Here is a 12,964-nt window from a genome sequence, read left to right on the forward strand (position 1 = left end):
GGGCAATTTCCCCAGAGACGACGCGCACGATGACCGGTGAGATCAACCTTCCTACGCTGCCGCCAGCACCGACGCCCGGGCCTGCCCCGCTGCCGCCGACCGGCGAGTTGTTGAAACTGCTGGAGCCGCAGACCGGCCTGATCGACCCCGGAAAAACCGCCAACGCCGAGGTGATTGCGCTTAAACAAGGCGGTGACGCGTTTCAGCTGTTGCTCAAGTTGACCCTCGAAGGCGGCCGCCAGACCTTGGTGCAGGCCAGCAGCGCCCAGCCGTTGCCGTTGGGCAGCAACGTGGCGGTGAGCCAGACGCCGACCGGCAACCTGAGCATCACTTTGCAGCAAGCCTTGAGCGCCAATGTGGCTGCGCTGACGCGCATCGACACCACGCAACTGCCGGTGGGCACGCTGTTGCAGGCCAAGGTGCTGACCACCCAGATGCTGCCGCAAGGCAGCGCACAACCGGCGATTTATCGCTCACTGGTCAGCGTGCTCAATAACGCCCTGGCCGGCACCACGTTGAGCCTGGAAAGCCCGCAGCCGTTGCGGGTCGGCAGCTTGCTCAGCGCCGTGGTGCAGAATGCGCAAACCCTGAATTTCGTGCCGTTGAGCGGGCTCAAGGATCAGTTGGCCGTGGCGCAACAGCTGTCGACCCAGCAAAGCCGCCAAGGCTCGCTGGATGTGCTGTTCACCGCGCTGCAAAGCCTGCCTGCCGACGACACCACCTCCAGCGACCTGCGCGCCGCCGCCGCGCGCTTGCTCAACGCCCTGCCCGACCTGGCGCAAGTCAGCAATCCCAAGGTGCTGGCGCAGTTGGTACAAAACAGCGGTGTGTTTCTTGAAGCCAAATTGCTCGCCGGGCAAAACCCGCAGGTGCCACCACTGGATATGAAAGGCAGCCTGTTGCGGCTGGTCGCCGAACTGCTGCCCGCCGCGACGAATCTGAACGCCATCCTCGCCGCCAATACGCTGGCCCAGGTACTGCCCAATTTCGTGCGTAACCCGCTCAGCACCCTCGGCCAGATCGGCGCACGGCAAGCCCCGGCCGGCTTTCCGCTGCCGGACCGGCTGATGGCCAAGCTTTCAGGCGAAGGCGACCTGGAAAACCTGCTGCGCCTGGCCGCCGGGGCGATTTCCCGGCTGCAAAGCCACCAGCTGTCGAGCCTGGAGCAAACCGGCACCACCGCCGATGGCCGGCTGCAAACCACCTGGCAGCTGGAAATCCCCATGCGCACCTTGCAGGACATTGTGCCGTTGCAGGTCAAGTTCCAGCGTGAAGAGCCGCCGCCGGACAAGGACCAACCGGAGCGCAAGGACAAGAAAGACCCCAAGCAAATGCTCTGGCGCGTCGAGCTGGCCTTCGACATGGAACCACTGGGCCCGTTGCAGGTGCAGGCGCAACTGACCCAGGGCAAATTGTCCAGTCAGCTGTGGGCCTCACGCCCGTTCACCGCCAGCCTGATCGAAAGCCATTTGGGCAGCTTGCGCGAGCGCCTGGTGACCTCGGGTATCAATGTCGGCGACCTGGACTGCCACCTCGGCACGCCGCCACGCGGGCCTCGAACCGGATTGGAGCAACGCTGGGTGGATGAAACCGCATGAAAAACCCTACCCCGCCGCGCCAGGCGATTGCCCTCAAGTACGACGGCCAGCAAGCGCCAACCCTGACGGCCAAAGGCGACGATGCCTTGGCCGAAGCCATTTTGAAGTTGGCGCGGGAACATGAAGTGCCGATCTATGAGAATGCCGAGCTGGTGAAACTGCTGGCGCGCATGGAATTGGGCGACAGCATCCCGGAGGAGCTGTACCGCACGGTGGCCGAGATCATTGCGTTCGCGTGGACGCTCAAGGGTAAATTCCCGGTGGGCTATGACCCGAATGCCGAGCCGTTGGAGCGGGATGTGACTGAGCGTGAGGATGATTACTGAGTTATCAGATGTACACAAATCAACTGTGGGAGCGGGCTTGCTCGCGAAGGCGGTGTGTCAGTCAACTCAGGTGTGACTGATGTACCGCCTTCGCGAGCAAGCCCGCTCCCACATTTTTGAACGGTGTCTAGTTCAGGACTTCACTCAAGGGAATGAAATTAACGCGGTCGCCAATATCGAGTGTCGTCCCCTCCAACACCTCCACAAACCCTTCGGCCCACGCCGCGCTGCGCAGCACGCCGGAGCTCTGGTTGCGGTAGATAATCGCCCGGCCCTGTTCGATACGCCCGCGCAGGTACTCGCGACGGTTGCCCGGCTGAGGCCATACGAACCCCACCGGCACTTCGAAACGCAGCGGCGCCACGTCCCGCACGCCTTGGCGGCGCAGCAGATAAGGCCGGGCCAGCAGTGCAAAGGTCACCAGGGTCGAGGCCGGGTTGCCGGGCAGGCCGATCACCGGCACACCGCGAAAGTGCCCGAAGGTCAGCGGTTTGCCCGGTTTGATCGCAAGTTTCCACAGGGCCAGTTCGCCCTCTTCACGCAGGGCGATGCCGAGAAAGTCCGCCTCGCCGACCGAGACACCGCCGGTGGACAGGATCAGGTCGACACTGCCCAGGCTGGCCAGGCGTGTGCGGGTCTTTTCCAGGTCATCCGGAAGAATCCCGGCATCAATCACTTCACAGCCCATGCGCACAAGCCAGCTGCACAACACACGCCGGTTACTGTTGTAGATCTGCCCCGGCCCCAGCGGCAGGCCGGGTTCGATCAATTCGTCGCCGGTGGACAGCACGGCCACGCGCACCCGGCGCACCACACTTAAACAGTCATGCCCGAGGGAGGCGGCCAGGCCCAGTTCAATCGGGCCCAGGCGAGTGCCGGCGTTTAACACCAACTCACCGACCGTGGTTTCCTGGCCTTGGGGGCGGATGTTCTGGCCGGCCCGCAAACGCTCGGTGAAGCTCACGCGGTCGTCGGCGTGGACCACGGCGTTTTCCTGCATCTCCACGCAATCGGCGCCTGCGGGCGCCGGCGCGCCGGTAAAGATGCGCGCGCAGGTGCCGACGGCGAGTGGCTGCGGCGCCTGGCCGGCGAAGATGCGCTGGCTCACGGGCAGCGGCTCGCCGGTCCAGTCGGCCAGGCGCAGGGCGTAACCGTCCATGGCGCTATTCGGCCAGGGCGGCAGGTCGAGCGTGGAGATCAAGTCCTGCGCCAATACGCGACCATCACAGTCGGCCAGGGGCAGCACCTGCTGCTCTCGAATCGGCGCCGCTTCGGCCATGTCCAGCAATTGCTGCAGCGCTTGTTCCACCGGCATCAGGGCACCGGTCTTGCCTGGCTTATCCACGGGATACGCAGGGTTCAGCCTGCTTCAGGTGGGGAACGAAATTGCATGGGCGGTGACGGTTATCCAGCTGCTCGGCGAGGATGCCGTCCCAACCGGTGCGCACGGCATTGGTCGAGCCTGGCAGGCAGCAGACCAGCGTGCCATTGGCCAGGCCGGCCAGGGCGCGTGATTGCACGGTGGAGGTGCCGATGTCGGCCACGGAGATCTGGCGGAACAGCTCGCCAAAACCGTCGACCTGCTTGTCCAGCAGGCAGCTGACGGCTTCGGGCGTGCTGTCGCGGCCGGTGAAGCCGGTGCCGCCGGTGATCAGCACCACTTGCACCACGTCTTCGGCGATCCAGTGGGCGACCTGGGCGCGGATTTTGTACAGGTCATCCTTGAGCAGCACACGCTCGGCCAGGTTGTGGCCGGCGGCGGTCAGGCGATCGACGAAGACCTGGCCGGAGGTGTCGGTGTCCAGGGTGCGGGTGTCGCTGACGGTCAGCACTGCGATATTGAGGGGTACGAAAGGCGCATCAGCCTTGGCTTTCATGGCTCGGTCCGGTTGTCGAATGAACAGCCCGATGTTATATCACAGGCCCCCATTTGCCTGCCGCAGCGGAACCACCATGTCGCTTGATTCTTTGCCCCTGCCCTGTTCGATCCTGCTGCTGGCCGGCGGCCGTGGCCAACGCATGGGCGGCCAGGACAAAGGCCTGCTGCCCTGGCACGGCCAGCCGTTGGTTGCCCATTTGCAGCGCCTGACCCGCCCGCTCACCGATGACCTGATCATCTCGTGCAACCGCAACCATGAGCAGTACGCGCCGTATGCCGACCAGTTGGTGAGCGACGACAGCCCGGACTTCCCCGGCCCGCTGGCGGGCATCCGCGCGGGGCTGGCCGCCGCGCGGCATGCGCATGTGCTGATACTGCCGTGTGACGTCCCCAACATCGACGTAGGGCTGTTGGGCGATTTGTGTGAGGCGGCACGCCGCAACCCGCAGCTGCCGGTAATGGTGCGTCATGGTGAATTCTGGGAACCCTTGATCTGCATCATCCCCACCCACCTCAAAACCCAGGTAGAACAGGCATGGGATGCCGGTGAGCGCAGCCCGCGCAAGCTCTTCCTGCAGCTGGGTGCAGTGGGCCTGGAATGCCCCGCCGATGACCCACGCCTGGCCAACCTGAATACACCCGAGCTGTTGCACCCTGGGTCCGGCGTGTCAGAATGAACCTCGCACAAGGAACTTTGTCGACGCCCTGCGCGTCACAAGGTCAGCAATTTAAAAGAATTCTCTTGGAGACAAACTCATGACTCAACGGACCATCGCCGCTCTCATGCTTGCACTGGGCCTCGCCACTCTCGCCGGTTGCGCTTCGCCTACAGTGATCACCCTGAATGACGGTCGCGAAATCCAGGCCGTCGACACCCCTAAATACGACAAGGCTTCTGGCTTCTACGAGTTCGAACAACTTGACGGCAAGCAGACCCGCATCAACAAGGATCAGGTTCGCACCGTTAAAGACCTGTAAGTCTTAAGCGTTTGCCCACAAGGCCCGCCATGTGCGGGCCTTGTCGTTTCCGGCGGTTACCAGTCGAGGGTGATGCGGCTGCGAAACTCACGTTGTTCACCGGTCACCGGGTCGATAAAGCGCACGCCCTGGGCCAGCAGTTTGAGCGGGTTGGCGTAGTCGTCCTCGGCATCCTTGAGCACGTCGGGGTAGAACGGGTCGTTGCAGATACTCGCCCCCAGCGCCGTCATGTGTACACGCAACTGGTGCTTCTTGCCGGTCACGGGGAACAGGCCATAGCGCCACAGATCGCCATTTTTCTCGCGCACTTGCACCGCCGTTTCGGTGTTGCTGGCGCCCGGCCCTTCCTGCATGCGAAAGAACGGCTGGCCATCGACCAGGCGGCTTTTATGCACCAGTGGGAAGGTCCGGTCGGGTAAAGCCGGAGCAATGGCTTCGTAGAATTTATCGATGCGCCGTGTGGGAAACAGCTGCTGATACGCCGACCGGGTTTGCGGGTTGGCCGAGAACAGCACCAGCCCCGCCGTGTGGCGATCAATACGATGCAAGGGCACCAGCGCGGGGTTGTCCAGGCGACGAATCAGGCGGCGCAACAGGGTTTGCTCAACGTATTCGCCGGCCGGGGTCACCGGCAGAAAGTGCGGTTTGTCGGCCACCACCAAGTGCTCATCGGCGTACAGAATGGTTTCCTGAACCGGGATCACCTTCTCATTCGGCACTTCGCGGAAATAATAAATGCACAGGCCTTCCTTGTAGGCGAGGTCCAGGCTGATTGGCTGGCCATTGATGTCCAAGACACGGCCACGGGCGACGCGGTCCAGCCACTGCTCACGGCCAATCGCCGGGAAGTGCTCGCACAGGCAATCGAGCACCGTCGCCCAGGGGCCGGGCGGCAGGTACAAGGTGCTGGCTTGATGCTGGGACGCAGAGAAAGCGGATGTGGACATGCAATGCTCGAAACCTGGATAAACCGGCTGGCATTATCCCGCATGGAGCACGATTGAGCCTAGGGCGGATCTCAGGCCTTGGCCAATTGCGCTCGCAACACCGGCGAGGCGCTGGCCGCCTCGGTAAATTCCTTGAGCCAGCGCAACACGTCCACCGCTTCCCAGCGGCCGGGATCGTAGAGCGCGTACAACAAGCCCTGATAACCCACCACATCCAGCTGCTTGTGATAACCGGCGCGCTGGAACAAAGCCTCGATTTCAGCAAAGCAGGTATTGAAATGCACTTTGTTAAACGGCGTCTTGCCTTCCGTGACCAGGCCGTCGAGGCGCAGCTCGTTCACCGCGTCGCGCACGACGTCGGCGGACATGCGATTGACGCTGCTTTTCAGTTGTTCAACATTCACCACGGGCGTTCCCTCTATTCAATCGCTGTACAAACATACAGTAACGCAATATTTGGAAACTCGCCATCGCGAAAACGCGCCCGTGCGATCAAGCCCCCCCGTACAGGACAGTGGGTCTGCTCAGAGGTTCTGCAACTGAGCACTGATGCGCTGGCAATTGCTGCGCAGCACCTCCACAAAGTGGAGGACGCTGGACGATTCGGGGCGGTGCAACGGCCGTACGACACTCACACAGTAAGAGATCGAATGGGAAAAACGCCGGATCTGCAAACCTCTGCCCACATAGTCCAGCGCAGTGAGTGGATTGACGATTGCAACGCCGACACCCAGGTTGACGGTCGCACACACAGCGCTGGCGTTATGCGTTTCCACCACCAGCCGTCTCTCAATACCGGCCTGGTGAAAGATCGCGTCGGTTTTGATCCTGTAGGGGTCATCCGCCGCCAGGTAAACAAAATTCTGCCCATTGAAGTCCTCTGGTGTGAGAACTGCTTTTGCATTGAGCGCATGGTGAGACGGCAAGACACACACCACATCAAGGTTTAACAAGGTTTCGCTGTGGGTTCCAGGTGGCGTCTCAAGGGTTTCAGTCAGCCCCAAATGGTAACGCTGAGCCGTCAGTGACTCTTCCAGAGCGGGAGATTCCTGCGGCGTGACATTGATGCTGACACCCGGGAATTTACTACAAAAATCCTGGCACACCTGCGGCAGCAAGGCATTCGAAAACGCCGGCTGGCAGGTCAGCGAAATTTGCCCATGGCGAAAGTACCGGATCGCCTCAGCAGCGTTCTTGACGCGCGCCAGGCCTACATAGCTGCGCTGAACTTCATCGAAGAGCATCAGGCCATGCTCGGTGGGTATCAGTTTTGCGCCCGCGCGTTTGAACAAGGTCAACTGAGTCAAGGTTTCAAACCGACTCAGCTCGCGGCTGATAGTGGGCTGCGAGGTATGCAGGAGAGCAGCGGCAGCGGTTGCACTGCCGGTGGTCATCACCGCCCAGAACACTTCCACATGGCGAAAACTGAAATTCATGAGCAAACCCACGCACTGAATTGAATGGGTGGAACCATATCAGAAATGAATAGATGGCCATCATTTTGATATTTTTTCTTTATTTTTTCGCCATGCACACTTGCATCGTCTGCGCTGAGAAAGTTGTCAGTGCGTTTAGTTGGCCTCATCCAATCGAGGTAGGAAGATGGATCATTTTAATTTTATCAACGGCCATTTACATGCAGAACAAGTGGATGTACGTGCCATTGTCGAACAGCACGGTAGCCCTGTTTATCTCTATTCAGCACAGTCGCTGAAAAATCACTATGCCGTAGTCCAAAAAGCATTTTCTGCACTGTCGCCTTTGATTTGCTTCTCGGTAAAAAGCTGCAGCAATCTCAGCGTCCTCAAGCTGCTGGTCGATCAAGGTTCCGGCCTTGACGTGGTCAGTGGCGGTGAACTGTACCGGGCACTGATGGCAGGCGTGACCGCAGACAAGATAGTGTTCGCGGGTGTCGGCAAGTCCCGTGAAGAAATCAGCTATGCCGTTGACGTGGGCGTGTTCCTTTTTAATGTGGAGTCCGAGGCAGAGCTGCTGCGCCTGGATGCGATCGCGTCGGCGGCCGGCAAGCGGGTAAAGGTGGCCATTCGGGTCAATCCCGATGTGGCGGATGCCGGCACCCATGAGAAAACAGCCACCGGCGGCCGCCAGACAAAATTTGGCATACCGATTGAACGCGCCTATGAACTGTTTGCCCCAAAGCGTTACGCGAGCGTCGATGTCGTTGGCATTCATATTCATCTCGGGTCCCCGATCCCGTCGGCCCACACCTACGTGTCTGCCATCGACAAGATTGAAGACATGGTCAACCGGCTTCAGGCCGCTGACTGCTCGATTGAGTTCATCAATATCGGCGGAGGTTTTCCAGCGCAATACGGCAACGAAAGTAATCCCGTCTGCTCATTGACTGAAACGGGCGCGCTTATTTGCGAGCGTCTGCAAGAACTGAAACGTCGTGGTCTGCGCTTCATCATTGAGCCGGGCCGTTCGATCAGCGCGAACGCGGGCGTTTTACTCACCACGGTCGAGTACATCAAACAAGGCTGGGACCGCAAGATTGCGATTGTTGATGCGGGTATGAATGTTCTGCTGCGCCCCACTTTATACGGCGCGAATCACGTCATCTGGCCAACCCGATTTGGCAATTTTTCCGGCCATTGGACGGCATTGAGCGAGAGCGTCCGTATCGCGGGAGGCGCGCCCCTGGAAGAAATCGACATTGTTGGCCCCATTTGTGAAACCGGCGATCACTTCGCATTAGGTCGGCCTTTGCCCGTCCTGGAAGACGCAAGCTTATTGGCGATTTTCTCATGTGGCGCTTATGGGATGAGCATGGCCAGCCAATACAACTCCCGAGGGCGCCCGCCAGAAGTGCTGGTGGAGGGAGCACACGCCACACTGATACGGCGGCGCGAATCACACGATGACTTGGTCGCGCATGAGCGCTGCGGTCTGGAGAACACTTAAGGCGCTTGAACAACCAAAACCTGGTGGTCAGCAAGCCACCGGGCTCACGCTATTTAAGGAAGTTGACCACCTGCTCGGTCTCGAACGGCCAATCCAGCTCCGCCCCGGTATCCAGGCGCCGAAGCACCGGGATGCGCAGCCCGTAGACGTCGGTGAGGTCGGCAGGGTCGGTGATATCCACCAACTCCACCATCAACCCGTGTTCGACGAGCGGCATGATTTCGGCTTCAGCAAGCTCACAAAGATGGCAACCCAGGGTGCCGAACAACTGGCATTCAGGCAGCATGGCAAATGGACCCGATCAAAAACAGGCCTCCATTCTAAGCCCACCCACCTGACGGTGGCGAGCGAGCCAGCCGGTTGCCAGGCGGCTGATCAATCCTGGCTGACCGCGCCAATCTTGTGGATCGACAAATCCGCGCCGTAATACTCTTGCTCCTGACTCAGGCGTAGCCCATGCACACGCTTGATCACGCCGTACACCAGCAAACCACCGCCCAGCGCAACGGCCACACCCAGTGCAGTGCCGATCAACTGGCTGATCAGGCTGACGCCGCCCAGGCCACCGAGTGCGGTCTGGCCAAAGATGCCGCAGGCAATGCCGCCCCACACGCCGCACAGGCCATGCAGCGGCCATACGCCCAGCACGTCGTCGATCTTCCAGCGATCCTGGGCGGCGATAAAGCACCACACGAACAAACCACCGGCGATCACACCGGTGAGCAGCGCGCCCACCGGGTGCATCAGGTCGGAGCCGGCGCAAATCGCCACCAGCCCGGCCAGCGGGCCGTTGTGCAAGAAGCCTGGGTCGTTGCGGCCGATCACCAAGGCTGCGACCGTGCCGCCGACCATCGCCATCAGTGAGTTGACGGCGACGAGGCCGCTGACACCATTGAGGGTTTGCGCACTCATCACGTTAAAGCCGAACCAGCCGACGATTAGAATCCACGAACCCAACGCCAGGAACGGAATGCTCGAAGGCGCAAACGCGACCAGCCGCCCTTCTCTGTAGCGCCCATTACGCGGGCCCAACAGCAGCACCGCCGCCAGCGCCAGCCAGCCGCCCATGGCGTGCACCACCACCGAGCCGGCAAAGTCATGGAAGCTGGCGCCAAAGCGCGCGAGCAACCAGGCTTGCAGGCCAAAATTGCCGTTCCACACCATGCCTTCGAAAAACGGGTAGATAAACGCCACGATCAGCGCGGTGGCACACAATTGCGGGGCGAACTTGGCGCGCTCGGCAATGCCGCCGGAAATGATCGCCGGGATCGCTGCTGCGAAGGTCAACAGAAAGAAGAACTTCACCAGGCCATAGCCGTGATCGGCGCTGATCACCGCGGCCGGCTGCATAAAGCTCACACCGTAGGAGATCCAATAGCCTATAAAGAAATAAGCCAGGGTCGAGATGGCGAAGTCACTGAGGATTTTCGACAGGGCGTTGACCTGGTTTTTCTGGCGCACGGTGCCGACTTCCAGGAACGCGAAGCCGGCGTGCATGGCCAGGACCATGACCGCACCAATCAGGATAAACAGGGTGTTGGAGCTGTGGACGAGGGTGTCCACTGCGCTTTGCAAATTTTCCATGGAGGTTGGCAGGCCTGCATTCAAGGCAAAAAGCACCAAAGCGGTTCAAGCCGGGGTTACGCGCACTAAATTGGCACCCGCGGCCCCACCCCTCTTGAGGAGGCGTGAACCGCTTTAGCGCAGCGATCAACACAACGGGCCGTTGCCGACAGGGTTTTTCCGCGAGTTTGTGTGATTTAGGGTAAGGTTTTTCCAGGCATTGGCCTCGATCCGCCCTGACTCGGCGCAAGCCCAAGGGCCTGCGCACCAAGGCAAAGCAAAAGCTGTACCAGACAATTGAAGTGAACCTTCACCGAAGCCGGTGACTCGAAAACTCATCTACACAAACCACGCACACTCAGACATACAGAATCAGCCAATCACGGAGATACCCATGGCCAGAAGAACTGCTAAGACTGCTCAAGAAATACTGATGGCGGATTTCCAAACCCTGGTCAGTGACACCGAAAAGTTGCTCGACGACACCGCCGTACTCGCTGGTGACCAGGCCGATGAGCTGCGCAGCAAGATTCACGAAAGCCTGCTCAAAGCCCGTGAAACCCTGCAACTGACCGAAGATTCCCTGCGTGAACGCGGCCAGGCGGCGGTCACGGCCACCGAAGATTACGTGCAGGCCAACCCTTGGCAGTCGGTGGGCATTGCCGCCGGCGTGGGCTTCCTGATTGGTCTGCTGGCTACAAGGCGCTAACTATCATGTCTATCGGCGAAACCGGCTCGTCCACGGGCACAAGTTCCACTTCACGACGCCTGGGCGCAGCCGTTCTGGGCTTGCTGCACAGCCACGTCGAATTATTTGGCATCGAGTTGCAGGAACAGAAGGCCCGCACCGTGAGCCTGCTGTTGTTTGCAGGGTTGGCGCTGGTGTTTGCCCTGTTATTGCTGGTGGGGCTGTCGACGCTGGTGATGATCCTGGTGTGGGACACCGGTTACCGCCTGACCGGGATCATTTGCCTCTGCGTGTTCTACAGCCTGGCTGCGGCCTTCTGTGGGGTGCGTTTGAAAGCGGCGGTGTTCGATGAGTCCACGCCCTTCCATGCCACCCTCGAAGAGCTGGCCAATGATCGGGAGCGCCTGCTGCCATGAGCATGACTGAAATCCCGCAAAACACCTCGCGCCGGGAAATGCGCAAGGCGTTGATTCGCCTGCGCATGGAAATGCATCGCCAGGAGATCCGTCACGAGTCCCAGCAACTGATGGCGCCGCTGAACAAAATGCGCGACATGCGCCACAACTGGCAAGACAGCCTGGGCATCAAGCACGCGCCGCTGTGGGGCGTGGCGGCGGTGACCCTGATGGGCTTTTTTACCGGCAAGGGCGCCAAGGGCGGCGGCATCAGCAGCCTGACGCGCCTGGTGCGGCTGGGTGCCGGTTTGATCCCGCTGATCAAATTGGCCATGCAGCGTAAAGGCTGAAGCTGGCTGGCTGCATTCTTGCAAACAGAATTGGCCCGGCCCTCGTGATTGAGGTCCGGGCCTTTTTCGCCAGCTCTGTTAAGGAGGCCCCGTGATCGACGGGCAACCGCTCGCCTGCTTCCAACCCTTCATCGACACCGCCACCGGACGCATTGCCGGCGTCGAAGCCCTGGGCCGCCTGCGTCAGGCCGATGGTCACTTGCAGTCGGTGGGCCCGCTGTTTGCCGACCCGCGCACACCGGGCGTGGCCCTGCGCCGCCTGGACCGGCAGATCCGCGAAAACGCCTTGAGCCGCCTGCATGAAGCACCCGTCGACTGGTTTCTGAGCCTGAATATCTCACCCCGCTGGATCAACCGCCTGCGCCCTGGCCAAGCCTTGCCCAGCCTGAAACAAGTGCAGGCCCACAACGTCGATCCGCGGCGCATTGTGTTTGAAATCACCGAACTGGGCGGCGACATCCAGCGCCTGGCCGAGGTGGTCGCACGCTATCGAGAGGCCGGCGCACGCATCGCCATCGATGACTTCGGCGCCGGCTATTCGCAACTCGACCGCGTACTGGCGCTGCAGCCGGATATTCTCAAGCTCGACATGCGCCTGTTCCAGGAAGCCGCTAAAGGCGGGCCGAGCAGTGACGTGGTGCGGGCACTGGCGCAAATGGCCGAAAAAACCGGCTGCTGGATCATCGCCGAGGGCGTGGAAACCGAGGCGCAACTGAATTTTGCCCTGGAGTGCGGCGCGCGTTATGTGCAGGGTTTTCTGTTCGCCCAGGCCCAACTGGACTGGTTTGCCACTGATGCATTCGTAGCGCGCTTTGCCCAACTGCGCAGGGTTTACGTACAGCACAAACTCGCCGAGCGTGGCCGTGTGATGCAGTTGCGCGTGCAATTGGCCGAGCTGATGAGCATCCTGCAACGCTGGGCACAGGCCCGCGCGCCGCTCGATCAGTTGCCCCAATTACCGGACTTTCCATGGCTGCTGCGCTTTTACCAGTGCGACCGCCATGGCACCCAGCTGACGCCCAACTTCGAGTGGCGCCAGGATGCCTGGCAGGCCGACAGCCGCTACCTGGGCCACAACTGGTCATGGCGGCCGTATTTCTATTACCTGCTCGCCGAAGGCTGGGAGGAGCGGCGCCTGACCCTGTCGTCGACCTACCGCGACGCCACCACCAACCAGTATTGCCTCACTGCCGGACAGTTCTTTGATAACGGTCAGCGCTTGCTGTTAATCGATATCGATGCGGCCGGCCTGTAGATTTCTGCTTGCCGATGCCGCGCTGAACCGGGAAGCTGGGAGGGTCATTCACCGCACGGA

The 12,964-nt window shown here is 60.8% G+C and carries 16 protein-coding genes; 9 read left to right on the forward strand and 7 right to left on the reverse strand.

What is annotated here, in order from left to right; genetic code table 11:
* Positions 1-29: 29 nt before the first annotated feature.
* Positions 30-1,598 (forward strand): flagellar hook-length control protein FliK, encoded by a 1,569-nt coding sequence (gene fliK, locus BLV67_RS07805; RefSeq protein WP_069788715.1) that lies wholly within the window; start codon positions 30-32, stop codon positions 1,596-1,598.
* The gene (locus BLV67_RS07810) at positions 1,595-1,924 is read left to right on the forward strand and encodes an EscU/YscU/HrcU family type III secretion system export apparatus switch protein (RefSeq protein ID WP_069788714.1); all 330 of its coding nucleotides are present in this window, start codon (positions 1,595-1,597) and stop codon (positions 1,922-1,924) included. The genes fliK and BLV67_RS07810 overlap by 4 nt, the downstream gene beginning before the upstream one ends.
* A gap of 127 nt (positions 1,925-2,051) precedes the next feature.
* Here BLV67_RS07810 and BLV67_RS07815 read toward each other — a convergent pair whose 3' ends face one another.
* Both BLV67_RS07815 and moaB read right to left on the reverse strand, forming a co-directional pair.
* Entirely contained in the window at positions 2,052-3,239 is a 1,188-nt protein-coding gene (locus BLV67_RS07815; protein ID WP_069788757.1) for a molybdopterin molybdotransferase MoeA, read from the reverse strand.
* A gap of 22 nt (positions 3,240-3,261) precedes the next feature.
* A complete protein-coding gene (moaB, locus tag BLV67_RS07820) occupies positions 3,262-3,801 on the reverse strand; it encodes a molybdenum cofactor biosynthesis protein B (RefSeq protein ID WP_065912422.1) in 540 nt (179 codons plus the stop codon).
* Between the two features lie 76 nt (positions 3,802-3,877).
* Between moaB and mobA the strand changes: the two genes are divergently transcribed.
* Both mobA and BLV67_RS07830 read left to right on the forward strand, forming a co-directional pair.
* Entirely contained in the window at positions 3,878-4,480 is a 603-nt protein-coding gene (gene mobA, locus BLV67_RS07825; protein WP_069788713.1) for a molybdenum cofactor guanylyltransferase MobA, read from the forward strand.
* Positions 4,481-4,559: 79 nt separating this feature from the next.
* Positions 4,560-4,781, forward strand: a complete 222-nt coding sequence (locus BLV67_RS07830) for a YgdI/YgdR family lipoprotein (RefSeq protein ID WP_017136187.1) — start codon at positions 4,560-4,562, stop codon at positions 4,779-4,781.
* 56 nt (positions 4,782-4,837) lie between these two features.
* Here BLV67_RS07830 and BLV67_RS07835 read toward each other — a convergent pair whose 3' ends face one another.
* The 3 genes from BLV67_RS07835 to BLV67_RS07845 form a co-directional block, all read right to left on the reverse strand.
* Positions 4,838-5,728: a pseudouridine synthase gene (locus BLV67_RS07835; protein ID WP_069788712.1), complete on the reverse strand. Its 891-nt coding sequence runs from the start codon at positions 5,726-5,728 to the stop codon at positions 4,838-4,840.
* 71 nt (positions 5,729-5,799) lie between these two features.
* Entirely contained in the window at positions 5,800-6,135 is a 336-nt protein-coding gene (locus tag BLV67_RS07840; RefSeq protein WP_003189932.1) for a hypothetical protein, read from the reverse strand.
* Between the two features lie 117 nt (positions 6,136-6,252).
* Positions 6,253-7,164, reverse strand: coding sequence for a LysR family transcriptional regulator (locus BLV67_RS07845; RefSeq protein WP_069788711.1), 912 nt, complete (start codon positions 7,162-7,164; stop codon positions 6,253-6,255).
* A 166-nt stretch (positions 7,165-7,330) separates the two neighbouring features.
* On the opposite strand from BLV67_RS07845, the gene lysA reads away from it, so the two are divergent.
* Positions 7,331-8,653 carry a diaminopimelate decarboxylase gene (lysA, locus tag BLV67_RS07850; protein ID WP_069788710.1) on the forward strand — a complete coding sequence of 441 codons (1,323 nt, stop codon included), beginning with the start codon at positions 7,331-7,333 and terminating at the stop codon, positions 8,651-8,653.
* A gap of 49 nt (positions 8,654-8,702) precedes the next feature.
* Here lysA and BLV67_RS07855 read toward each other — a convergent pair whose 3' ends face one another.
* A complete protein-coding gene (locus tag BLV67_RS07855; RefSeq protein ID WP_069788709.1) occupies positions 8,703-8,939 on the reverse strand; it encodes a glutaredoxin family protein in 237 nt (78 codons plus the stop codon).
* Between the two features lie 89 nt (positions 8,940-9,028).
* Positions 9,029-10,237 carry an ammonium transporter gene (locus BLV67_RS07860; protein WP_069788756.1) on the reverse strand — a complete coding sequence of 403 codons (1,209 nt, stop codon included), beginning with the start codon at positions 10,235-10,237 and terminating at the stop codon, positions 9,029-9,031.
* A gap of 373 nt (positions 10,238-10,610) precedes the next feature.
* Here BLV67_RS07860 and BLV67_RS07865 point away from each other — a divergent pair, with 373 nt between their 5' ends.
* From BLV67_RS07865 to BLV67_RS07880, 4 genes are all read left to right on the forward strand, one after another.
* On the forward strand, positions 10,611-10,925 hold the full coding sequence (locus BLV67_RS07865) for an ElaB/YgaM/YqjD family protein (protein ID WP_017136182.1): 315 nt from the start codon (positions 10,611-10,613) through the stop codon (positions 10,923-10,925).
* A gap of 5 nt (positions 10,926-10,930) precedes the next feature.
* Complete coding sequence (locus BLV67_RS07870; RefSeq protein WP_017136181.1) at positions 10,931-11,320, forward strand: phage holin family protein; 390 nt, start codon at positions 10,931-10,933, stop codon at positions 11,318-11,320.
* Positions 11,317-11,649 carry a hypothetical protein gene (locus BLV67_RS07875; RefSeq protein ID WP_017136180.1) on the forward strand — a complete coding sequence of 111 codons (333 nt, stop codon included), beginning with the start codon at positions 11,317-11,319 and terminating at the stop codon, positions 11,647-11,649. Before BLV67_RS07870 ends, BLV67_RS07875 begins: the two co-directional genes overlap by 4 nt.
* 91 nt (positions 11,650-11,740) lie before the next feature.
* Entirely contained in the window at positions 11,741-12,904 is a 1,164-nt protein-coding gene (locus BLV67_RS07880; protein WP_065912410.1) for an EAL domain-containing protein, read from the forward strand.
* Positions 12,905-12,964: the final 60 nt, after the last annotated feature.

The organism is Pseudomonas salomonii (assembly GCF_900107155.1).
Taxonomy (GTDB): Bacteria; Pseudomonadota; Gammaproteobacteria; order Pseudomonadales; family Pseudomonadaceae; genus Aquipseudomonas; species Aquipseudomonas salomonii.